The organism is Kitasatospora sp. NPDC092948, assembly GCF_044754805.1.
GTDB lineage: Bacteria > Actinomycetota > Actinomycetes > Streptomycetales > Streptomycetaceae > Kitasatospora.
Map to the genome: position 1 here is coordinate 34,507 of NZ_JBIVPU010000004.1, position 22,674 is coordinate 57,180.

Consider the following 22,674-nt stretch of genomic DNA (forward strand, 5'->3'; position numbering starts at 1 on the left):
ACCGGTCGAGTGGACTAGACCTCTCCATCAGCACTTGGTCCATACCAATCTGACGCTGAATCGGAGAGATTCACGGAATGACCAGACGCACCTCGGCCCTCCTCGCCGCCGCGACCATCGGCGCCCTGCTCGTCTCCCCGGTCACCGCGCAGGCCGCGCAGACCCAGGAGAAGGCCCCGCACCTGAACGGCCAGCGGGTCGGCTACTTCACCCAGTGGGGCATCTACAGCGGGTTCTCCGCCAAGAAGGTCCAGGACAGCGGCCAGGCCGGCAAGCTGACCGTGCTCAACTACGCGTTCGGCAACGTCTCCGCCGACGGCACCTGCTTCGAGGCCAACGCGGCCGGGGAGGGCGACGCCTGGGCCGACTACCAGCGGCCGGTGGGCGCCGAGGAGTCGGTGGACGGCGTGGCGGACGCCCCGGGCCAGGCGCTCAAGGGCAACTTCAACCAGCTGCGCAAGCTGAAGGCGAAGAACCCGCAGCTGCGGGCGGTGATCTCGCTGGGCGGCTGGAGCTGGTCCAAGCACTTCTCGGACGCGGCGCTGACCGATGCCTCCCGGAAGAAGTTCGTCTCCTCCTGCATCGACCTGTACCTCAAGGGCGACCTGCCGCAGCTGGGCTCCGCCGAGGGCGGCGCGGGCGCGGGCGCCGGAGTGTTCGACGGCATCGACATCGACTGGGAGTACCCGGGCACCCCCGGTGACGACGGCAACGTGGTGCGCCCCGAGGACGGGCGGAACTTCACCCTGCTGATGCAGGAGTTCCGCACCCAGCTGGACGCGCTGTCCGGCAAGAAGGGCCCGCACTACCTGCTCACCGCCGCGGTGCCGGCCGGCGAGTCCGCGATCGACAAGTTCGAGATCGACAAGGTCGCCAAGCCGGTGGACTGGCTGAACCTGATGGCCTACGAGCTGCACGGCCCGTGGGAGGTCAAGGGCCCGACCAACCACGAGTCCAACCTGTACTCCGACCCGAACGACCCCACCGGGCTTCAGCTGAGCGTGGACCGGCTGGTCGGTGCCTACACGGACCGCGGCCTGCCGTCGAAGAAGGCCGTGGTGGGCGTTCCGCTCTACGGCTTCGGCTGGACGGGCGTGCCCGGCGGCCCGCGGGGCAACGGCCTGTACCAGCCGGCCACCGGCCTGGCCCGCGGCGGCACCCTGGCCTACAGGCAGATCAAGGACCTGCCCGGCAAGGTCTGGACGGACCGGGCGCACGGGGTGAGCTGGAAGTACGACGGCAACGAGTTCTGGACGTACGACACCCCGGAGATGGCGACCGCCAAGGCCCGCTACGTCCAGGAGAACGACCTGGCCGGTGTGATGGTCTGGTCGCTGGACGGCGACGACGCCCAGGGCAGCATGATCGCCGCACTGGACAAGGGACTTCGGGACGACTGAGGATTGCCGAGGGGTCGTCAGGCGGTCTCCGGTGCGCAGCTCCGCCGTCACGGTTCTCGAACCGTGATGCGCGAAGCTGCGCATTTCTATGTTCAAGCAAACAGTCGCGCGCTAGATTCGCGCTCACGGCTGGCGCGGACACGTAATGTGCAGGGTCCCTGCACGTTGCACATGCTGCACCGCCGACAACGCTTTGACTGTCAGGTTTGTTATCGGACCGGCGGCCTATTGCTGTCAGATGAAGCAGTGGACTATACCTTTGCGCATCATCTCACCGCCTCTGACCGGCACCTAAGCCGCTGGGCACCTTTCGGGCCAAGGGAGTTGACGGGACGTCAGCTCCGGCTCATATCTTCTGGAACTGAGGGGTTGGGCACGCATGGGCTCTGCAACTGAGTACAACCGTCGCGACCTGTTCAAGCGCGCGGCTGCGATCACCGTCCTGGCGGCCGGCAGCAGCTCGCTGCTCGCGGCCTGTGCCGGCGGTTCCGCCAGCAGCGACGACAAGTCGGGTGCCACCCCGACGCTCGGCAGCGACAACAAGAACCCGTTCGGCGTGAAGGCCGGCGACGCGCTCGACGTGGTGATCTTCAAGGGCGGCTACGGCGACGACTACGCCAAGGTCTTCGAGGACGCCTACAAGAAGGCCTACCCCGGCGCGAACGTCTCGCACCTTGGCACCCAGGAGATCAGCGGCAAGCTGCAGCCGCGCTTCAACGCCGGCAGCCCGCCGGACGTCTTCGACAACTCGGGCGGCCAGGCCATGAAGGCGGACGTCCTGGTCGGCGCCGACCAGCTGACCGACCTGACGGTGCTGCTGGACGCCCCGTACCTGGACGACCCGAGCAAGAAGATCCGTGACGTCCTGCTGCCCGGCACCATCGAGCAGGGCACCATCAACGGCAAGATGTACTCGCTGAACTACGTCTACACCGTGTTCGGCCTGTGGTACTCCGCCAAGCTGTTCAAGGACAAGGGCTGGGCCGCCCCGAAGACCTGGGACGAGTTCATCACCCTCTGCGGCACCATCAAGGCTGCGGGCATCTCCCCGTTCGCGCACCAGGGCAAGTACCCCTACTACGCGAACTACGTCATCTTCAGCCTGATCGCCAAGCAGGGTGGCCAGGACCTGGTCAAGAAGATCAACGCCTGTGACGCGACGGCCTGGGACGACCCGGCGGTGCTGGCCGGCGTCACCGCGTTCAACAAGATCATGGAGGGCGACTTCCTCCTCCCCGGCACCAACGGCATGACCCACACCGAGTCGCAGACCGCCTGGTGCCAGGGCAAGGCCGCCTTCATCCCGTCCGGCTCCTGGCTGGAGAACGAGATGCTGGCCGCCACCCCGGCCGACTTCGACATGGCCTTCCTGCCCATCCCGGCGCTGCCCGGCGACAAGCTGCCCGCCACCGCCCTGTGGGCCGGCGCCGGCGAGCCGTTCATGGTTCCGAGCAAGGCCGCCAACAAGGCCGGCGGTCTCGAGTTCCTGCGCATGATGCTGACCAAGGACGGGTCCTCGAAGTTCGTGGCCACCGCGAACTCGCTGACCGTCCTGAAGGACGGCGTCAACCCCGACGTCCAGCTCAAGCCGGGCACCAAGTCCTCGGCCGTGGCGGTCAAGGCGGCCGGCGACGTCACCTTCAGCTTCAGCTTCCAGGACCTGCAGACCGCGTTCGACGCCGAGGTCGAGAACGCCACCAACGAGCTGGTCAACAAGCGCATCACCCCGGCGGAGTGGGTCGCCCGCGGCAAGGCCGCGACCTCCAAGAAGGCCTGACCGACCCCCAGCAGGCCGACGGCTTGACACCGCAAGGCCGGGGTCCGTTCGCGGACCCCGGCCGTTCCACGCGACACCGCAGTTCCAGGCCTGTCTGACCACAGGCTGTCGGCGGACAGGAGCAGCTCCCATGCGACACCGTAAAACACCGTTCATCTTCGGGTTCCTCGTGGCGCCCGTCGTGCTGTACATCCTTCTGGTCATCTGGCCCTACCTCCAGACCTTCGGCTACTCGCTGACCGACTGGCCGGGCGCCGCGCCCCCCAAGAAATTCGTCGGGCTGGACAACTACGTCGCCCTGTTCAAGGACAGCGCCTTCCTGTCCGCGCTCCAGCACAACCTGCTGCTGCTGATCGTGCTGCCGCTGGCCACCATCCTGCTGGCGCTGTTCTTCGCCTTCATGCTCAACGTGGGCGGCAGGAGCGGCACCGGCGGCGTGCAGGGCGTCCGCGGCTCGGCCTTCTACAAGGTCGTGTTCTTCTTTCCGCAGGTGCTCTCGGTGGCGATCCTGTCGGTGCTGTTCCAGGGCATGTACCGGACCGACAAGGGCGGCCTGCTCAACGGCGTCCTGATCTCGCTCGGCATCGTCGACGAGCAGCACCCCTGGGACTGGACGACCAACCCGACCTTCGGCCTGTGGTGCGTGATGGCCGTGATCATCTGGTCCGGCGTCGGCTTCTACCTGGTGCTGTTCTCGGCCGCCATGCAGAGCATCCCGAAGGACATCTACGAGGCCGCCATGCTGGACGGCGCCAAGCGCGGCACCACCTTCTTCAGGATCACGCTGCCGCTGCTCTGGGAGAGCATCCAGACCGCCTGGGTCTACCTCGCGATCGCCGCGATGGACGCCTTCGCCCTGGTCTCCACCATGACCCCCGGCGCGTACTACGGCGGTGGCCCGGACCACCACAGCGAGATCATGGCGACCTTGCTGATGCGCAACTTCATCACCTTCGGCAAGGCCGGTTACGCCTGCGCCATGGGTGTGGTGATCTTCTTCGTCACCCTGGTCCTGTCCGTCGTCTCGCTCCGGGTCAGCCGGCGCGAGAAGATCGAGTTCTGAGGTTCCCGGCATGAGCACCAACACCGACGCGACCACCGGCATCCCGGACCAGCGCAGCAGCGGGGCCGACAAGCCGCGCAAGCCCGGCAAGGAGCAGCGCTTCGCCGACGGCGGGGGAGTCCTCAACGTCTTCTCGCACGGCTTCCTGGCGCTGTGGGCGGTCCTGATCATCGGCCCGCTGATCTGGATCATCCTCGGCTCGTTCAAGAACAACGCGGAGATCGGCGACAGCGCCTGGAGCTGGCCCTCGCACTGGGGCTTCGACGCCTTCAGCCGGGCCTGGAACAAGGGCATCGGCGACTTCTTCCTCAACACCGTGATCGTGCTGACGGGTTCGCTGACGCTGACCATGCTGCTCGGCTCGATGGCCGCCTATGTGCTGGCCCGGTACGAGTTCCGCGGCAACCGGCTCATCTACTTCTTCTTCGTGGCCGGTTCGATGTTCCCGGTCTACCTGGCGCTCGTCCCGCTGTTCTTCATGATGAAGAACCTCGGCACGGTCGTCCCGTGGCTCGGCCTGAACCAGTACGCCGGCCTGATCCTGGTCTACACGGCCTACTCGCTGCCGTTCACGGTGTTCTTCCTGCACTCGTTCTTCCGGTCGCTGCCCAGCGCCGTCCACGAGGCCGCGATGATCGACGGCTGCTCGCACACCAGGGCGTTCTTCCAGGTCATGGTGCCGATGGCGAAGTCCGGCCTGATCAGCGTGTTCATCTTCAACGTGCTCGGCCAGTGGAACCAGTACCTGCTCCCGCTGACCCTGATGCAGCAGAACAAGAGCAGCGACCCGGACCACTCGATGCTCGCCCAGGGCCTGATGAACCTGGCCCAGCAGTCCGGCTATGCCAGCGACTTCCCCGGCCTGTTCGCCGGCATGACGATCGCGATGCTGCCGGTGCTGGTGGTGTACCTGTCCTTCCAGCGCCAGGTCCAGGCGGGCCTGACCTCCGCCACGCTGAAGTAGCGGAAGCCTCCACGCCGTGGGGCAACTCCCGTCAATGGAACGGGAGTTGCCCCACTGAGCGGTTCGGCTACTCGGCGTCGCAGGCCTGGGCGCGCAGTGCGCGGGCCAGGTCGTCGCGGCACTCCAGCACCAGGCGGCGCAGCGCGGGCGCGGCGTCCTGGTGGGCCGTCAGCCAGGCGTCGGTGGCGGCCAGGGTCTCGGGCGTGGTCCGGTACCGGGGGAAGAAGCCGCCGACGATCCGCATCGCGATCTCGATCGAGCGGTCCGCCCAGATCGACTCCAGCATCGCGAAGTACGGCTCGGTGTAGGCGGCCGTCAGCTCGCGCTGCCCGGCCACGTTGAAGCCGGCGATCTGCGCCTCGACCAGGGCGTTGGGCAGCTCGTCGGAGTCGACCACCGCGCTCCAGGCGGCGGCCTTGGCCTCCGGGGTGGGCATCGCGGCCAGGCACTGGGTGTGCTGGCGGCGGCCGCTGGCGGTGTTGTCGCGGGCCAGTTCGGCGGCCAGCTCCTCGGTGGTGGCGGCGCCGTTGGTGGCCAGCGCCAGCCAGAAGTTCCAGCGCAGTTCCTGGTCGACCGCCAGGCCGTCGATCCGCGCGGTGTCCTCCAGCAGACCGCGCAGCAGCTGCAGGTGGTCGGCCCGCTCGGCGGTGTCGGCCAGGAAGCGGGCCCAGGCGAGCTGGTGGTCGCTGCCGGGCTCGGCCTGCGCCAGCTCGCGCAGCGCGACCTCGGCGAGCGCGGCGCCGTACTCGGCGCGGCGGGCCGGGTCGGCGTACACCTCCAGGGCGACGCCGGCCTGCAGGTGCAGGGACTGCAGCACGCCGATGTCGGACTCCCGGCCGGCGAAGCGCTGCACCAGGTCGAGGTAGTCGCGGGTGGGCATCAGCCCGTCCCGGGTCAGGTTCCACGCCGCGGACCAGGCCAGCGCCCGGGCCAGGCCGCTCTCGCCGTCGAGGTCGCCGAGGCCGGAGCGCAGGGTCTCCAGCGAGCGCTCGTCGAAGCGGACCTTGCAGTACGTCAGGTCGTCGTCGTTGAGCAGCACCAGCGCGGGCAGCGAACGGCCGGCCGCGTCGGCGACCACGGTGCGGGCGCCGGTGACGTCCAGCTCGTAGCGGTCGGTGCGGCGCAGCGCGCCGTCCTCGGCGAGGTCGTACAGGCCGACCGCGATCCGGTGCGGGCGCAGCACCTCCCCGTCCTGACGGATCGCCAGTTCGGTGATCCGGCCCTCGGCGTCGGCGGTGACCTCGGGGGTGAGGACGTTGACGCCGGAGGTCTGCAGCCAGGCGGCGGACCAGGCGCGCAGGTCGCGGCCGCTGGTCTCCTCCAGGGCGTCCAGCAGGTCGCCGAGGACGGTGTTGCGATAAGCGTGCTTCTTGAAGTAGCGGCGGGCGCCCTCGAAGAACGCGTCCCGGCCGACGTAGGCGACCAGCTGCTTGAGGACGGACGCGCCCTTGGCGTAGGTGATGCCGTCGAAGTTGAGCTTGGCGTCTTCCAGGTCGCGGATGTCCGCGGTGATCGGGTGGGTGGTGGGGAACTGGTCCTGCCGGTACGCCCAGGCCTTGCGGCGGTTGGCGAAGGTGATCCAGGCGGAGCGGTACTTGGTGGCCTCGATCTGCGCGAAGGAGCCCATGAAGTCGGCGAACGACTCCTTCAGCCACAGGTCGTCCCACCACTTCATGGTGACCAGGTCGCCGAACCACATGTGCGCCATCTCGTGCAGGATCACGTTGGCGCGCGCCTCGTAGGCGGCCTCGGTGACCTTCGAGCGGTAGATGAACTCCTCGCGGAAGGTCACGCAGCCGGGGTTCTCCATCGCGCCGATGTTGTACTCGGGCACGAAGCACTGGTCGTACTTGCCGAACGGGTACGGGTAGTCGAACTCGTCGTGGAAGAAGTCCAGGCCCTGCTTGGTGACGGTGAGGATCTCGTCGGCGTCGAAGTAGGGGGCCAGCGAGCGGCGGCAGGTGGCGGCGAGCGGGATCTCCAGCACGGTGCCGTCGGCCAGTTCGCGCGAGTAGTGGTCGCGCACCACGTGGTACGGGCCGGCCACCACGGCGGTCAGGTAGGTGGAGATCGGCTTGGTCGGAGCGAACGTCCAGGTGCGGGTGGCGCCGTCCTCGGTGATCTCCTCGTGCACCGCGTTGGCGTACACGTCCCAGGCCGCGGGGGCGGTCACCGTGAAGCTGAACGGGGCCTTCAGGTCGGGCTGTTCGAAGTCGGCGAACACCCGGCGGGCGTCGGCCGGCTCGTAGTGGGTGTACAGGTAGGTCTCGCCGTCCGCCGGGTCGACGAAGCGGTGCAGGCCCTCGCCGGTACGGCTGTAGGCGCACTCGGCGACCACCGTCAGCTCGTTGTGCGCGGCGAGTTCCGGCAGCGTGACCCGGGCGCCGTCGAACACCTCGGCCGGGTCCAGCGAGCGGCCGTTCAGCTCGACCGCGACCACCTCGGGGGCGAGCAGGTCGGCGAACGTGGACGCGCCCGGGGCGCTGCAGTCGAACGAAATCCGGGTGGTGGAACGGAAGGTGGGCCGGCCGGGGTCGGCCGCCGCACTCACGTCCAGGTGGACGCGGTAGCTCTCCACCCGGATGATCCCGGCCCGGTCGCGGGCCTCCTCACGGCTCAGGTTCTTGCCCGGCACGGCGGCACTCCTCTGTACGGAACACACGGCTCTTCGGAGTGTTCATGGCACCCCTCGGAGGCATCCTTTCACGCCCTCCCCGCTGTGCCATTGCACTGGGTGAGGAATCATCACGGACCGGTCCGGGTTGCAGCTCCGATGGGGACACCCCGCACCTCTCGATCGCCGACTTCTGAGGGACGCCGCCCGTGAGTACTGCAGACAGCCGCAAGACCGCCGACTTCTGGTTCGACCCGATCTGCCCGTGGGCCTGGATGACCTCCCGCTGGATGCTGGAGGTCGAGCAGCTCCGCCCGGTGGACGTCCGCTGGCACGTGATGAGCCTGTCCGTGCTGAACGAGAAGCGGGACGACCTGCCCGAGCAGTACCGCGAGATCATGGACGCCGGCTGGGGCCCGGTGCGGGTGCTGATCGCCGCCGCCGAGGCGCACGGCGAGCAGGTGCTCGGCCGGCTCTACACCGAGCTCGGCCTCCGCTTCCACAACCAGGGCCTGCCCAACACCCGGGAGACCGTGGTCGCCGCCCTCACCGCCGCCGGCCTGCCCGCCGAGCTCGCGGACGCCGCCGACACCGACGCCCACGACGAGAAGCTGCGCGCCTCCCACGCCGAGGGCATCGGCCTGGTCGGCCAGGACGTCGGCACCCCGGTCATCGCCGTGGAGGGACCGGACGGGGACCGGGTCGCCTTCTTCGGCCCGGTCGTCACCCCGACCCCGCGCGGCGAGGCCGCCGCCCGGCTCTGGGACGGCACGCTGCTGGTCGCCTCCACGCCCGGCTTCTACGAGATCAAGCGCACCCGCACCGCAGCGCCCTCGTTCGAGTAGGGCGCACGCAGAAACCCCCGCACCTCGGACGGGATGCGGGGGTTTCGTGCGTCAGGACGCCGTCCGGCGGCTGCGCAGGTGGCCGACGACGGCCAGGGTGATCGTCAGACCGGCGGTGAAGTACAGCTGGATGCGGTTGGCGGAGTCCAGCGTCATCAGCACCAGCACCACCGCGATCGCGGCCAGCGCCGCGTACGTCAGGTAGGGGAACGCCCACATCCGGACCGGGAGCTGCGCCGCCGGCACCTTCCGGCGCATCCGCAGCTGGGCGACGGCGATGAAGGCCCACACCACCAGGACGGCCGCGCCGACCATGTTGAGCAGCCAGGAGAAGACCGTCTCCGGCCACCAGTAGGACAGCAGCACGGCGAGGAACCCGAACGCGCAGGACGCCAGCACCGCACGCCGCGGGACGCCGCCGGAGATCCGGGCCAGCGCGCGCGGGCCGTGGCCGCGGGCGATCAGCGAGTGCGCCATCCGGGAGGAGCCGTAGATGTTGGCGTTCATCGCGGACAGCAGCGCTATCAGCACCACCACGTTCATCAGCTGCGCGGCGCCCGGGATGCCCAGGGTCTGCAGCACCGCGACGTACGGGCCGGGCCGGACCACGGCCGGGTCGTCCCACGGCACCAGGGTGACGATCACCGCCATCGAGCCGACGTAGAACAGGGCGATCCGCCACATCGCGGTGCGCACCGCGACGGCCACGCTGCGCCGCGGGTTCTCGGACTCGGCGGCGGCGATGGTGACGGTCTCCAGCCCGCCGTACGCGAAGACCGAGGCGAGCAGGCCGGTGACCAGCCCGGTCGCGCCGTGCGGCAGGAAGCCGTGGTGGCCGGTGAGGTTGGCGGCGCCGGGGGAGGCGGTGCCGGGCAGCATGCCGAGCATGGCGAGCACGCCGATCACCAGGAAGGCGCTTATCGCCAGCACCTTGATGGCGGCGAACCAGAACTCGAACTCGCCGAAGTTGCGGACGGCCGCCAGGTTGGTGAGGCAGAAGAAGGACATGAAGACGGCGACCCAGACCCAGGACGGGACCCCGGGCAGCCAGCCGGAGACGATGCCGGCCGCGCCGATCGCCTCCACCCCGACGCCGACGCACAGCAGCACCCAGAACAGCCAGCCGGCGGTGAACCCGGCCCACGGGCCGATCTCCCGCTCGGCGTGCACCGAGAACGAACCGGAGGCGGGGCGGGCGGCCGACATCTCGCCGAGCATCCGCATCACCAGCATCACCAGCAGCCCGGAGGCGGCGAAGGCGAGCACCACGGCGGGCCCGGCGGCGGCGATGCCGGCTCCGGAACCGACGAACAGCCCGGCACCGATCACTCCACCGAGCGCGATCATCGACAGGTGGCGCTGCTTGAGCCCGTGGCCCAGGCCGGAGTCCTCGGGGCCCTGGCCGGCGTCCGGCCGGGTGGGCACCTGAGAAGTGGGGGAGGTACGGGTCATGCGGAGGGTTTTCCAGACTGTGTGACTGCCCGACCATTTCGGAGGGGTCTGTCCACTATTCGGCATATGACGTGGACGCCCCAATCGGGACCGGCATCCGGACGCCGGACCGACGGACAGTGACGTCGGGACCACCGTGAGCAGTCGGTGAGGGCTTGGTCACAGGCCGGACCCGACAAGCCCGGGCCGGTCGGCTTTGTCGCGCCCCGACGCGGTTGCGGAGCCCTGACCCGGCGTAGGTTCACAGATGATCCACACATCCTCGGAAACCGGGAGCAGCCATGGCCATCGCCGCGTCGACACCGTCCACCGCCGTCCTTGCCGACCTGCTGCCGCAGGCGTCCACCCGGATCGGCGCCCGGGCCCGCGACCTGGCCCTGGTGGCCGGCGGCGCCGCCCTGACCGGCATCGCCGCCCAGCTGTCCGTCCCCGTGCCGGGCTCGCCGGTGCCGGTGACCGGGCAGACCTTCGCCGCGCTGCTGGTCGGCACCGCGCTCGGCGCCCGCCGCGGCGCCGCCGCGCTCGGCCTCTACCTGGCCGCCGGCGCGGCCGGCCTGCCCTGGTTCGCCGAGGGCACCTCCGGCGCGGGCATGGCCACCTTCGGCTACGTGATCGGTTTCGTGCTGGCCGCCGCCCTCACCGGCGCGCTGGCCCGCCGCGGCGCCGACCGCAGCCCGCTGTACACCGCCGGCGCGATGGCGGCCGGCAGCCTGGTGATCTACGCCGTCGGCGTGCCCTACCTGGCGTTCGCCCTGGACGTCCCGCTGGCCAGGGCCGCCAGCCTCGGCATGTACCCGTACCTGATCGGCGACGCGCTGAAGATGGTGCTGGCGATGGGCGCCCTGCCGCTCACCTGGAAGCTCGTCGGCCGCCGCTGACGACCCGTCCGAACCGGGCCCGCCGCCCCTGCCGGGGCGCGGGCCCGGCGGCATGTCACACTCGTGACCATGCGCGTCTACCTGGGCTCCGACCACGCCGGATACGAACTGAAGAACCACCTCGTCGAGTGGCTGAAGGAGGCCGGGCACGAGCCGGTCGACTGCGGCCCGCACATCTACGACGCCGAGGACGACTACCCGCCGTTCTGCCTGCGGGCGGCCGAGCGCACCGCCGCCGACCCCGAGGCGCTGGGCGTGGTGATCGGTGGCTCGGGCAACGGCGAGGCGATCGCCGCCAACAAGGTCAAGGGCGTCCGCGCCGCGCTGGCCTGGAGCGAGCAGACCGCCGCCCTCGGCCGCGAGCACAACAACGCCAACGTGATCTCGGTCGGCGGCCGGATGCACACCCTGGACGAGGCCACCAAGTTCGTCGAGATCTTCCTGAACACCCCGTACAGCGGCGAGGCCCGGCACACCCGCCGGATCGAGATGCTCTCCGAGTACGAGACCACCGGTGAGCTGCCGCCCATTCCGGCCCACCACCCGCAGGGCTGAGCCCCGCCCCCGACGCACCGCGCCCGCCCGGGAGTTGCCCCGGGCGGGCGCGCGCTTTCCGGCCGACGGTCAGAAGCTGTGCGGCAACCAGGGCTCCAGCCCCGAGCGGAACGCCGCCGACACCGGCTCCAGCGTGCCCGGCCGCAGCTCCCGCACCAGGCCCGCCGCGGCCAGCGACGCCAGCGAGGTGCCGCCCAGGTAGGCCGAGCCCAACTCCCGTACGTCCAGCTCCAGATCGGCCGGCTCGTCGGTCGGCACGCAGGAGGCCGGCTTGCCCGGCGCGGCCGTCAGCCGCCAACGGCCCGCGTTCCACGGGCAGAACGCGTCGGTGACCTCCAGCACCGCGTCCACCGGCTGCGCCCAGCCGCGCGCCCCGAGCGCCTTCGGCACGTCCACCAGCCGCACGAACATGGCGTCCACCAGCCGGGGCGTCAGGTGCCGGACGTCCGACACCAGGTGCAGCAGCGGGTCGTCCACCGGCAGGTTGAACGCCTCCACCCGCTCCGTCAGGTCCAGGTCGAGCAGGAACTCCCACAGTCGGGCGTACACCCAGGGCTGCTCCGCCTGCACCGCGCGGACCCGGACCACGCCGGCCGGGCCGCGGTCGTTCCAGTCGTCCTTCACCGCGTACCGGGCGTAGCCGAGCAGCTCGCCGGTCTCCGGGTCCTCCGCCAGCACCGACTGGAGCGGGGAGAAGCCGCCGCGGGACTCCGGCGCGTCCAGCACCGGGAGCTTCTCCCACTTCGGCTGCCGCAGCAGCATGCCCGGACGGCCGGTGGCGAGGCGGGCGAACAGCTCCTCGCAGCGCGCCAGTTCGGCCACCGGATCGGCCAGCCGCAGCACCAGGTCGCCGCGGCGCTCCGGGGTGTGCACCTTCACCCGGCCGCGGATCATCGACACCGCCACCTTGCGGGTGCCCTGCCCGTAGCCGAACCGGCCGTAGATCGCCGGCTCGGACGCCGTCAGCACCGCCAGCGACTCCCCGGCCGCCCGCACCTCCGCCAGCTGGCGGCGCATCATGCCGGTCAGCGCGCCCCGGCGCCGATGGGTGGGCAGCACGCCGACCATCGTCACGCCCGCCGCCGGGACCACCGCGCCGCCCGGCACCACCAGCCGGAAGCTGAACGCCGAGCCGCCGCCGACGATCCGCTCGCCCTCGCAGATCGCCAGCGAACGCTCGACCTCCGTCAGCTCGTGCCACAGCGCGTGCTCCGCGGGCGCCTCCCCGCCGCCGCCGAAGGCCACGTCCAGGGTGCTGTACCAGGTCTCCCACTCCTCGGCGCGCAGCGGCCGTACGGTCAGATCGGGGTGTCGAATCGTCATGACGCCTGCCTACCACCGGAAACGGAACCGTGCGAGTGATTTGTCACGCGCATGTCGTCACCGGTCTCCGGTGCCCGCCGTCCCGGCGCGCACGGCCGAAACCCACCGGAGCGTGCCGCCCCCGTTGCACTCGGTGCCACCCGGGCCGTCGACGCGCGCACCGCCGGTGGATAAGGTCGGTCCCCATGGCCGACAGCGCGCGCAGCGGAGCGACGGGCCGGGACGGCGGACCGTCCCGCGAGCCCGTGACGGCCCGGCTGCGCGCTGCGCTGTACCGGGCCCGGCGCAGGCTGCGCCGAACCGGCGTCGACTACTTCCGCGGCGACGGCGCCGACTGGTGGGCGTTCGCCGCCCTCGCCCTGACCGTGCCGCTGCTGGCCCTGCTGAACATCGTGGTCCCCGACTGGGCCCCGCCCACCGCCCTGGTGCTGCCGGTGCTGGCCGGCGCGCTGCTGCTGCGCCCCGGCACCCTGGTGCTGCTGTACGCCGTCGCGGCCGGCGGCCTGATCACCGAGTCCCTGGTGCACACCGGGGAGCGCGTCGCCAGCGCGCAGCCCGAGGCCTACGCCCACGGCGTGACCCCGGGTGCCGCCCTGGTGGTCGGCGCGGTCGGCGTCGCCGGACTGCTGGTCGCCCAGTTCCGCCGCCGGATCGGCGTGCCCTGGCGGGGCGGCTCCACCATGCTGTTCGACCTGCGCGAGCGGATCCGGGTGCAGGGCCGCATCCCGCACCTGCCCGACGGCTGGCACACCGACACCGCGCTGCGCCCGGCCGGCGGACAGTCCTTCTCCGGCGACTTCATGGCCGCCGCCCGCACCGGCCCCGGCGGGCGGATGCTCGAAGTCGTCCTCGCCGACGTCTCCGGCAAGGGCATGGACGCCGGCAGCCGCGCCCTGCTGCTGTCCGGCGCGTTCGGCGGACTGCTCGGCTCGCTGCCCGCCCACGACTTCCTGCCCGCCGCCAACGGCTACCTGCTGCGCCAGGACTGGGCGGAGGGCTTCGCCACCGCCGTCCACCTGGTGGTCGACCTGGACACCGGGGAGTACGAGCTGCTCTCCGCCGGCCACCTGCCCGGCATGCACCGCCTGGCCGGGGCCGGGTACTGGGAGGTCAAGGAGGCCGAGGGCCCGCTGCTCGGCGTCTACGACGAGGCCAAGTTCGAAGGGGTGCGCGGCGTCCTCGGCCCCGGCGACGTCCTGATGCTGTGCACCGACGGCATGGTGGAGATCCCCGGCCGCGACCTCGCCGAGGGCATGGACCGGCTGATGGGCGAGGCCGACCGGCTGGTCGCCGCCGCCCCCGTGGCGGGCCGGTCCGGCGCCGCGGTGCGGCTGATCGACACCGTCGCCAAGCACGTCAACGACGACCGCGCGGTGCTGCTGATCTGGCGTCGCTGAACTCGCCCGCGGTGCAGGCACGGTGAGCGTGGAGTGTCCACGGAGTGTCAAACCCGGGCGTTGATCTTCGGCCAATTCCGGTGCACCGTCCAGGTTCGGCGGCGACAGCCGATCTGCCTGCCGGTTTGCCGCGCCGACCGGCGCGAACCGCCGCCCGCCGACGGGCCGTCAGAACCTGTCCGCTATCGTCGCGGTCGGCGAAAATCAGTCCTACCAGGCGGGTTCGGGCGCCCGGTGGCCGGGCAAGTTCTTTACGCCCTCCGCACGAGCGACCACACTGAGTCCGGATGGAGTGGTGGGGACACGGGGGGCAGGGGCCGGTTTCCGCCTGGGAGCCATCGCCGACTCCCACCCGAACCCCGCCATGAATCGAGGAAGTGAGTCCCGGTGGCCTTCTCCGTCTCCGCGCTTGTCCTGTTCGGCATCATCTGCGCGATCTTCATTCGCAACAAGCAGCTGAAGACCGGGCACGCCATCGTTGCCGCCCTGTTCGGCTTCATGCTCAGCCAGTCGACCATGGCCGGTCCGATCCAGCAGTTCCTCACCTCGGTGTCCAAGGCCATCGCGTCCATCGCGGGTTGACGCCGCGTCGGCTCGACCGCGGCACGTCACGACGGGCGGGAGGCACCCCCGCGCCGTCCCTTCGGCCTGCCGGCGGGTGACCAGGCTCACCCGTGGCGTCACGCCGAGTCGGCGATCGGGCGCGCACGGTGGTCGAAGTCGCCCACCGTGCGGGGTTCGTGTGCGCACTGTCATGATCCCGTACGCGCACCGCAGCGGGTGTGTCGGCACAGCGTGACCTGGTGGATCGTCAGCCCCTTCCCGATCTTGGGAACGGGGCCGATCGGCGTTTGCCAGCCTCACGGGCCGTGGGATTTGCTTCCTCCGCAGCCCGGCCAGCGACCGGGCGGGCCACCGGACGGAACGCCTAGTCCTGCCGTCGTCCGGTGCCGACCAGATACCACGCCACGGCAGGAGCGGGGGACCCACAGGTAAGTCGCCGGGCCCGGGAACATCCGGGAACGGCTAGGGGTGAAGCCGCAGTTCTGCGGCCGGGCAACTCTCGCCCGAACCCGACAGCTCACCTCGCAGGCGTCGGAGAGGAATGCTTCATGTCCGCTCAGGGCAAGCACCGCAAGCCGAGCCTGGCCACCATCGCCCGCATCGCCATCGCCACCGGTGTGGCCGGCGCCGCGATCGGCCTCCCCGTCACCGCCGCCTCCGCGCACACCGCCACCGACCAGGGCGCCGACCGCCCCGCGGTCAAGGTCTCGGCGGACGCCGCCCCGACCGCCGAGTCGCACAGCTACCGAGTCGTCTCCGGCGACACCCTGTCCAAGATCGCCGCCGCGCAGCACGTGGACGGCGGCTGGCAGAAGCTGTACCAGGACAACCGCTCCGTGGTCGGCGGCAACCCCGACCTGATCTTCCCGGGCCAGCAGCTGGCGATCAACGGCCAGCCCGCCGCCCCCGCGAAGGCCCCGGCCGCCAAGTCCACCTCCACGGACGCCGCCGCCGTCGCCGTCGCCCCGAAGACGGCCGCCGCCCCGAAGGCCGCTGCCGCGCCGAAGGCCGACACCACCGCGAAGTCGGCCACCGCCGACGCCGCCAAGACCCAGCAGCCGGCCCCGAAGGCGTCCACCCCGGCCGTCGTCGACGTGCCGGTCGTGCCGGCCGCCGCGTCCAGCAGCTCGTCCGCCGCCTACGTCGCCCCCGCGCCGGGCAAGGTCACCACCGGTTACAAGGTGGTCGGCTCCAGCTGGTCCAGCGGCTACCACACCGGCATCGACTTCCCGGTCGCCACCGGCACCAGCCTCAAGGCCATCGCCGCCGGCACCGTGGTCTCCGCCGGCAACGGCGGCGCCTACGGCAACCAGGTCGTCATCAAGCTGGCCGACGGCAAGTACGCCCAGTACGCCCACCTGTCCTCGATCTCCGTCTCGGCCGGCCAGTCCGTGACGGCGGGTCAGCAGATCGGCCTGTCCGGCGCCACCGGCAACGTCACCGGCCCGCACCTGCACTTCGAGATCCGCACCACCCCGGACTACGGCTCCGACATCGACCCGATCGCCTACCTGGCGGCCCACGGCGTCAACGTCTGACCCACGCCTCACCCCTCCGAAGGCCCCGCGCACTCCGCTGCGCGGGGCCTTCGGGCTGCCCGGGCGCCATTTTGCGAGCGGAGTCCCGCTGTTGGCGTCGCGCGGTGATCAGTCGGGTCGTCACCTCGGCCGGCGTCCTGACCGGCGCTCTCGCCTCGCACCTTGCCGCCTCGGCGGCCGAGCGCTCCAAGCGCCGCCGGGCGATGGCGACCCGGCGGGTGTACGGGCCGGGGGAGGAACGGGAGCGCGCGGCGCGCGGGCTGATCGCCGCGCTGGGCGTGCTCCACGCCAGTGCGCGGGCGGATCTCGGGATGCCCGGCGATCTGCGGACCGAGGACCGAAGCCGGGTGCGGCCCGCAGGCAGAAACGGCAACGGCCCCGACTGCATGGGCAGTCGGGGCCGTCGGCCGTGGTGGAGCGGGTGACGAGAATCGAACTCGCGTGACCAGTTTGGAAGACTGGGGCTCTACCATTGAGCTACACCCGCAAAGGCGTACCCGCACCGCGGTCGCGGTGGCGAGGACTGGATCAGGGTACCTGGTCGCGCGGGTGGATTGCACACTTCTTCCGCGTCGTCGGCTCGCGAATATCGCCCCGGTCAGGGGCGGGCCGACGTGTACTCTTCTGCTCGGCACCACGGGGTGTGGCGCAGGTTGGTAGCGCGTCCGCTTTGGGAGCGGAAGGCCGTCGGTTCGAATCCGGTCACCCCGACCGTGTGCGGCAGGGTCTCGCCGGTGGGCGGGGCCCTGTTGTCGTTGTGGGGCCCGGATATCGGGGGCCGTTCCGCCGTGCACCCGGTGCCGGGCACAGTCGCTTTCGTGGTACCGGTAGGATGGACCGCTGGCGGTAGTACGGACAGCATTGCAGCCCCAACCGCCTATCGCCCTGACCGCAAGCCCCCTAGGAGACCTAACCGTGAAGAGCGCCGTCGAGACTCTGAACCCGACCCGGGTTCGACTCACCGTCGAGGTGCCCTTCGAGGAGCTCAAGCCCAGCCTCGACGCGGCGTACAAGAAGATCAACCAGCAGGTCACCGTCCCGGGCTTCCGCAAGGGCAAGATCCCGAACCGGGTCATCGACCAGCGCTTCGGCCGGGGCGCGGTGCTGGAGGAGGCCGTCAACGACGCGCTTCCGCGCTTCTACACGCAGGCCGTCGACGAGGGCCAGATCGACGTGCTGGGCCAGCCGGACATCACCGACATCGCCGGTGTCGAGAACCTGGCCGACGGCGGTGACCTGAAGTTCACCGCCGAGGTCGACGTCCGTCCCGAGGTCACCCTGCCGGACTTCACCGAGATCGCCGTCGTGGTGGACCCGGTCGAGGTCTCGGACGAGGACATCGAGAAGTCGCTGCAGCAGCTGCGCGAGCGCTTCAGCTCCGTGAAGGACGTCGAGCGCGCCGCCGCCGAGGGCGACGTCGTGGTCATCGACCTGGAGGCCAAGGTCGACGGTGAGGTGCCGGAGGACGGCACCGCCACCGGCGTGAGCTACGAGATCGGCTCCGGCCGCCTGCTGGACGGCATCGACGAGGCCGTCGTCGGCCTGTCCGCCGGTGAGGCCAAGACCTTCACCACCACCCTCAAGGGCGGCACCCAGGCCGGCCAGGACTCCGAGGTCACCGTCACCGTGACCACCGTCCAGGAGAAGGAACTCCCCGAGCTGGACGACGAGTTCGCGCAGCTGGCGTCGGAGTTCGACACCCTGGAGGAGCTGCGCGGGGACTCCCGCAAGCGCCTTGAGCGGATGAAGGAGTTCGACCAGGCCACCCAGGCCCAGGAGAAGGTCCTCGACGAGCTGCTGCAGCGCGTCGAGATGGAGTACCCGGAGAAGCTGCTCGCGGACGAGATCGGCACCCGCAAGCACAACCTGGAGCACCACCAGCTGGAGCCGATGGGCCTGACCCTCGACACCTACCTCGCCTCCCAGGACAAGTCCCGCGAGGACTACGACAAGGAGACCGAGGACCAGGCGAAGAAGGGCATCAAGACCCAGTTCGTGCTGGACCAGATCGTCAAGAACGAGGAGCTGGGCGTCAACCAGGAGGAGCTCACCGAGCACCTCATCCGTCGCGCCGCCGGCTCCGGCATGACCCCGGACCAGTTCGCCCAGCAGGTCGTCCAGGGCGGCCAGGTGCAGCTGCTGGTCGGCGAGGTCGCCCGCGGCAAGGCGCTGGCCCTGGTCGTCGAGGCCGCCAAGGTCACCGACACCAACGGCGAGGTCGTCTCGTTCGAGGACGACGAGGCCGCCGAGGAGGCTGCCACCGAGGCCGCCGCCGAGGAGACCACCGAGGCCTGAGCCTCGTAACCGCCGGGATTCCGACGGAGAGTCAGACCGGGCACGGGCCCGGGCACCGCACGGTGCCCGGGCCCGTTCTCGTTCGGGCTGCTCACCCTGCGCTCACAGCGAACAGTTCTGCGTGGGGGATTCAGCGGCGGGGCCTGCGCGTTAGGGTCGGTGGACAGCGACACACACGCAGATCGACTGAGCAGGTGGCTAAGTGACGTTCCCGCAGATGCAGATGCCTGGCCCGATGGCACCGCACGCCGCCGGCGGCGACGTGGGCGGCGGCCTGGGCGACCAGGTCTACAACCGGCTGCTCAACGAGCGCATCATCTTCCTCGGCCAGCAGGTCGACGACGACATCGCCAACAAGATCACCGCCCAGCTCCTGCTGCTCGCGGCGGACCCCGAGAAGGACATCTACCTCTACATCAACTCCCCGGGCGGCTCGATCTCGGCCGGCATGGCGATCTACGACACCATGCAGTACATCAAGAACGACGTGGTGACCATCGCCATGGGCATGGCCGCGTCGATGGGCCAGTTCCTGCTGACCGCGGGCGCCAAGGGCAAGCGCTTCTCGCTGCCGAACGCCAACATCCTGATGCACCAGCCCTCCGCGGGCCTCGGCGGCTCCGCCACCGACATCCGGATCCAGGCCGAGCAGCTGCTGCGCACCAAGAAGCGGATGTCGGAGCTGATCGCCCAGCACAGCGGCCAGTCCTTCGAGCAGATCACCGCGGACTCCGACCGCGACCGCTGGTTCACGCCGGAGGAGGCCAAGGCGTACGGCCTGATCGACGAGATCATGCACAGCGCCGCGGACGTCCCGGGCGGCGGCGGCACCGGCGCCGGCCAGGCCGGCTGATCGGTATCGGAACCCAGACCGCACGCTTCGGAGGACCACAGAACATGAACATCCCCAGCCTGTCCGGTGCCAAGGCCCGCCTGGAGGACATGCGGGCCGAGGGCCGCTACATCGTCCCGCGGTTCGTCGAGCGCACCTCGCAGGGCGTCCGTGAGTACGACCCGTACGCCAAGCTGTTCGAGGAGCGCATCATCTTCCTCGGCTCGCAGGTGGACGACGTCTCCGCGAACGACATCATGGCGCAGCTGATCTGCCTGGAATCGATGGACCCGGACCGGGACATCTCGCTGTACATCAACTCGCCCGGTGGCTCGTTCACCGCGCTGACGGCGATCTACGACACCATGCAGTTCGTGAAGCCCGACATCCAGACGGTCTGCATGGGCCAGGCCGCCTCGGCCGCCGCGGTCATCCTGGCCGCCGGCACCCCCGGCAAGCGGATGGCGCTGCCGAACGCCCGGGTGCTGATCCACCAGCCGTACACCGAGACCGGCCGCGGTCAGGTGTCGGACCTGGAGATCCAGGCCAAGGAGATCTTCCGGATGCGCGAGCAGCTGGAGACCATGCTGGCCAAGCACTCCAGCAAGTCCGTCGAGCAGGTCCGCGAGGACATCGAGCGCGACAAGATCCTCACCGCCGAGGAGTCGCTGGAGTACGGCCTGATCGACCAGATCATCTCGACCCGCAAGAACTCCTACATGGAGTGATCGCTCGCCCCGGGGCGGCGCGTACGTGATGTACGCCCCGCCCCGGGGCGTTCCGGTCGGGGCCGGCGCCCCGGCACAATGGCTGTCGGGTCATGCACCCGCGACGGCATCTGTTCGGTATCAATTCGCCCAGGGCGTACGGCAGAGCGGCCGAAGTCGACTGAAACTACGGCTCGGCAGAGTACCGTCGGATACCAGACCGACCGCCGGTGGCGCAGCCGGTCTCACAGCACCAGGCCCCGGACCCCCGCGGGGCCCCTGGCGAAGGGGAAGCACCTCGTGGCACGCATCGGAGACGGTGGCGACCTGCTCAAGTGCTCGTTCTGCGGCAAGTCGCAGAAGCAGGTGAAGAAGCTGATCGCCGGGCCAGGCGTGTACATCTGTGACGAGTGCATCGACCTGTGCAACGAGATCATCGAGGAGGAGCTCGCCGAGAGCTCCGAGGTGCGCTTCGAGGAACTCCCGAAGCCCCGCGAGATCTACGAGTTCCTGGACCAGTACGTGGTCGGCCAGGACCTCGCGAAGAAGGCGCTGTCGGTCGCGGTCTACAACCACTACAAGCGCGTCCAGGCGGGCGAGGCCGGTCGTTCCGGCTCCGGCCGGGACGACGCGATCGAGCTGGCCAAGTCGAACATCCTGCTGCTGGGCCCGACCGGCTCCGGCAAGACGCTGCTCGCGCAGACCCTGGCCCGGATGCTGAACGTGCCGTTCGCGATCGCGGACGCCACCGCGCTGACCGAGGCCGGCTACGTCGGCGAGGACGTCGAGAACATCCTGCTGAAGCTGATCCAGGCGGCCGACTACGACGTCAAGAAGGCCGAGACCGGGATCATCTACATCGACGAGATCGACAAGGTCGCCCGCAAGAGCGAGAACCCGTCGATCACCCGGGACGTCTCCGGCGAGGGCGTGCAGCAGGCGCTGCTGAAGATCCTGGAGGGCACCACCGCCTCGGTGCCGCCGCAGGGCGGGCGCAAGCACCCGCACCAGGAGTTCATCCAGATCGACACCACCAACGTGCTGTTCATCGTCGGCGGTGCGTTCGCGGGCCTGGAGCGGATCATCGAGGGCCGGGCGGGCGCGAAGGGCATCGGCTTCGGCGCGACCATCCGCTCCAAGCGCGAGCTGGACGCCTCGGACCACTTCCGTCAGGTGATGCCGGAGGACCTGGTGAAGTTCGGGATGATCCCGGAGTTCATCGGCCGGCTGCCCGTCATCACGAGCGTGCACAACCTGGACCGCGAGGCGCTGCTGCAGATCCTCACCGAGCCGAAGAACGCGCTGGTGAAGCAGTACCGCAAGCTGTTCGAACTGGACGGCGTGGAGCTGGAGTTCACCCGGGACGCGCTGGAGGCGATCGCCGACCAGGCGATCCTGCGGGGCACCGGTGCGCGCGGTCTGCGGGCCATCATGGAGGAGGTGCTGATGTCCGTGATGTACGAGGTGCCGTCCCGTCAGGACGTCGCCCGCGTGGTGGTCACCGGGGACGTGGTCTCCAAGCACGCCATCCCGACCCTGGTCCCGCGCGACATGATCAAGCGTGAGCGCCGGGAGAAGAGCGCCTGACCCGGCGTCAACCCGGCGACAGCGAAGGGGCCCCGCACCGGTGAACGGTGCGGGGCCCCTTCGCTGTCGCAGCCGTGGTGCGGCGCAGGCTACTTGGGGACTTCGGCGAGCTTGCGCAGCTCCTGGGTGTCCGCGACGACCTTGTCCTTGGTGACGCCGGTGTCGCTGCCGCGGTCGACCTCCATGACGACCACCACGGAGGAGCTGTCGCCCCACACGCAGATGCCGCCCTGCTCGCCGCCGAGGGAGATCTCGCCGCAGGAGAGCCGGCCGCCCAGCGGGCCCGCGTCGACGTCGCTGCGGTTGGAGACGTTGGCCGAGAAGTCCTTGAAGACCACGTCGACCTGCTGGGACGGGAGCAGCACGTGCCCGGTCAGGCCGGACACCACCAGCATGTGGTCCCCGTCCGAGGAGCGGTAGATGCCGCTGACCGGCTCGGGCTGGGTGAACGAGGCCTTGTCCTCGGCCATGCCCTCCTGGAGGCTGGTGGCGAGCTGCTTGGTGTCCTCGTCGTTCGGGTCGCTGGTCAGGTCGTGGAAGGTCGGCGGCAGCGCGATCTTGTTCTTGCCGGTGTCGGCCGCGGTGTCGTAGATCAGGTAGCCGATCACGCCGGCGCCGCCGAGAATCACCGCGGCCAGCACGGACAGGCCGATCCACAGGCCCTTGCGGGACTTCCTCACCGGCACGCCGGGCGGGTAGACGCCGGGCGGGTACGCCTGCGGCGGCACCCCGCCGCCGGCGCCCCACGGCTGCTGCTGCGGCGGGGCCGGCCGGCCGTAGCCGCCCTGGGGCGCGGCGGGCGCGCCCTGCGGGGGTATCGGGCCGTTCCCGGCGGGCCCGAAGCCGGGCTGCGGCGGGCCGAATTGGCCGTCGGACACGGGGC

At 70.4% G+C, this 22,674-nt stretch carries 19 protein-coding genes, 2 tRNA genes and 1 riboswitch; of the genes, 16 read left to right on the forward strand and 5 right to left on the reverse strand.

Annotation, left to right across the window (positions count from 1 at the left end; genetic code table 11):
• Positions 1-77 precede the first annotated feature (77 nt).
• The 4 genes from ACIQF6_RS13725 (at position 78) to ACIQF6_RS13740 (ending at position 5,204) form a co-directional block, all read left to right on the forward strand.
• Entirely contained in the window at positions 78-1,400 is a 1,323-nt protein-coding gene (locus ACIQF6_RS13725) for a glycoside hydrolase family 18 protein (protein ID WP_400893996.1), read from the forward strand.
• Positions 1,401-1,779: 379 nt separating this feature from the next.
• On the forward strand, positions 1,780-3,177 hold the full coding sequence (ngcE, locus tag ACIQF6_RS13730; RefSeq protein WP_400893998.1) for an N-acetylglucosamine/diacetylchitobiose ABC transporter substrate-binding protein: 1,398 nt from the start codon (positions 1,780-1,782) through the stop codon (positions 3,175-3,177).
• Between the two features lie 130 nt (positions 3,178-3,307).
• Positions 3,308-4,240, forward strand: a complete 933-nt coding sequence (locus ACIQF6_RS13735) for a carbohydrate ABC transporter permease (protein WP_400894000.1) — start codon at positions 3,308-3,310, stop codon at positions 4,238-4,240.
• Between the two features lie 10 nt (positions 4,241-4,250).
• Positions 4,251-5,204, forward strand: a complete 954-nt coding sequence (locus ACIQF6_RS13740; protein WP_400894002.1) for a carbohydrate ABC transporter permease — start codon at positions 4,251-4,253, stop codon at positions 5,202-5,204.
• 67 nt (positions 5,205-5,271) lie between these two features.
• Here the strand turns inward: ACIQF6_RS13740 and pepN are convergent, their stop codons facing one another.
• Entirely contained in the window at positions 5,272-7,839 is a 2,568-nt protein-coding gene (pepN, locus tag ACIQF6_RS13745; protein ID WP_400894004.1) for an aminopeptidase N, read from the reverse strand.
• A gap of 188 nt (positions 7,840-8,027) precedes the next feature.
• Between pepN and ACIQF6_RS13750 the strand changes: the two genes are divergently transcribed.
• Complete coding sequence (locus ACIQF6_RS13750; RefSeq protein WP_400894006.1) at positions 8,028-8,663, forward strand: disulfide bond formation protein DsbA; 636 nt, start codon at positions 8,028-8,030, stop codon at positions 8,661-8,663.
• Positions 8,664-8,714: 51 nt separating this feature from the next.
• Here the strand turns inward: ACIQF6_RS13750 and ACIQF6_RS13755 are convergent, their stop codons facing one another.
• A complete protein-coding gene (locus tag ACIQF6_RS13755; RefSeq protein WP_400894008.1) occupies positions 8,715-10,115 on the reverse strand; it encodes an amino acid permease in 1,401 nt (466 codons plus the stop codon).
• Between the two features lie 281 nt (positions 10,116-10,396).
• On the opposite strand from ACIQF6_RS13755, the gene ACIQF6_RS13760 reads away from it, so the two are divergent.
• Both ACIQF6_RS13760 and ACIQF6_RS13765 read left to right on the forward strand, forming a co-directional pair.
• Complete coding sequence (locus ACIQF6_RS13760) at positions 10,397-10,993, forward strand: biotin transporter BioY (protein WP_400894010.1); 597 nt, start codon at positions 10,397-10,399, stop codon at positions 10,991-10,993.
• Positions 10,994-11,062: 69 nt separating this feature from the next.
• Positions 11,063-11,548 (forward strand): ribose-5-phosphate isomerase, encoded by a 486-nt coding sequence (locus ACIQF6_RS13765; RefSeq protein WP_359891280.1) that lies wholly within the window; start codon positions 11,063-11,065, stop codon positions 11,546-11,548.
• A gap of 69 nt (positions 11,549-11,617) precedes the next feature.
• Here ACIQF6_RS13765 and ACIQF6_RS13770 read toward each other — a convergent pair whose 3' ends face one another.
• The gene (locus ACIQF6_RS13770) at positions 11,618-12,871 is read right to left on the reverse strand and encodes a GNAT family N-acetyltransferase (RefSeq protein ID WP_400894013.1); all 1,254 of its coding nucleotides are present in this window, start codon (positions 12,869-12,871) and stop codon (positions 11,618-11,620) included.
• Between the two features lie 185 nt (positions 12,872-13,056).
• Here ACIQF6_RS13770 and ACIQF6_RS13775 point away from each other — a divergent pair, with 185 nt between their 5' ends.
• The 4 genes from ACIQF6_RS13775 (at position 13,057) to ACIQF6_RS13790 (ending at position 16,795) form a co-directional block, all read left to right on the forward strand.
• Positions 13,057-14,268: a PP2C family protein-serine/threonine phosphatase gene (locus tag ACIQF6_RS13775; RefSeq protein ID WP_400894015.1), complete on the forward strand. Its 1,212-nt coding sequence runs from the start codon at positions 13,057-13,059 to the stop codon at positions 14,266-14,268.
• A gap of 387 nt (positions 14,269-14,655) precedes the next feature.
• A complete protein-coding gene (locus tag ACIQF6_RS13780) occupies positions 14,656-14,850 on the forward strand; it encodes a hypothetical protein (RefSeq protein ID WP_400894020.1) in 195 nt (64 codons plus the stop codon).
• A 372-nt stretch (positions 14,851-15,222) separates the two neighbouring features.
• A riboswitch (cyclic di-AMP (ydaO/yuaA leader) is annotated at positions 15,223-15,378 on the forward strand.
• Positions 15,379-15,380: 2 nt separating this feature from the next.
• Positions 15,381-16,370 carry a peptidoglycan DD-metalloendopeptidase family protein gene (locus tag ACIQF6_RS13785; protein ID WP_400894022.1) on the forward strand — a complete coding sequence of 330 codons (990 nt, stop codon included), beginning with the start codon at positions 15,381-15,383 and terminating at the stop codon, positions 16,368-16,370.
• A 104-nt stretch (positions 16,371-16,474) separates the two neighbouring features.
• A complete protein-coding gene (locus ACIQF6_RS13790; protein WP_400894024.1) occupies positions 16,475-16,795 on the forward strand; it encodes a hypothetical protein in 321 nt (106 codons plus the stop codon).
• Here ACIQF6_RS13790 and ACIQF6_RS13795 read toward each other — a convergent pair.
• A tRNA-Gly gene (locus ACIQF6_RS13795) sits at positions 16,784-16,857 on the reverse strand. The two genes, ACIQF6_RS13790 and ACIQF6_RS13795, sit on opposite strands and share 12 nt — an antisense overlap.
• A 150-nt stretch (positions 16,858-17,007) precedes the next feature.
• On the opposite strand from ACIQF6_RS13795, the gene ACIQF6_RS13800 reads away from it, so the two are divergent.
• From ACIQF6_RS13800 to clpX, 5 genes are all read left to right on the forward strand, one after another.
• Positions 17,008-17,081 (forward strand) — tRNA-Pro (locus ACIQF6_RS13800).
• 204 nt (positions 17,082-17,285) lie between these two features.
• Complete coding sequence (tig, locus tag ACIQF6_RS13805) at positions 17,286-18,665, forward strand: trigger factor (RefSeq protein WP_400894026.1); 1,380 nt, start codon at positions 17,286-17,288, stop codon at positions 18,663-18,665.
• 223 nt (positions 18,666-18,888) lie between these two features.
• Positions 18,889-19,518: an ATP-dependent Clp protease proteolytic subunit gene (locus ACIQF6_RS13810; RefSeq protein WP_043916365.1), complete on the forward strand. Its 630-nt coding sequence runs from the start codon at positions 18,889-18,891 to the stop codon at positions 19,516-19,518.
• A gap of 44 nt (positions 19,519-19,562) precedes the next feature.
• Complete coding sequence (locus ACIQF6_RS13815) at positions 19,563-20,225, forward strand: ATP-dependent Clp protease proteolytic subunit (protein WP_400894028.1); 663 nt, start codon at positions 19,563-19,565, stop codon at positions 20,223-20,225.
• Between the two features lie 279 nt (positions 20,226-20,504).
• Positions 20,505-21,791 (forward strand): ATP-dependent Clp protease ATP-binding subunit ClpX, encoded by a 1,287-nt coding sequence (clpX, locus tag ACIQF6_RS13820; protein WP_073812376.1) that lies wholly within the window; start codon positions 20,505-20,507, stop codon positions 21,789-21,791.
• An 89-nt stretch (positions 21,792-21,880) separates the two neighbouring features.
• Here clpX and ACIQF6_RS13825 read toward each other — a convergent pair whose 3' ends face one another.
• Positions 21,881-22,669 carry a hypothetical protein gene (locus tag ACIQF6_RS13825; RefSeq protein ID WP_400894030.1) on the reverse strand — a complete coding sequence of 263 codons (789 nt, stop codon included), beginning with the start codon at positions 22,667-22,669 and terminating at the stop codon, positions 21,881-21,883.
• Between the last annotated feature and the right edge of the window lie 5 nt (positions 22,670-22,674).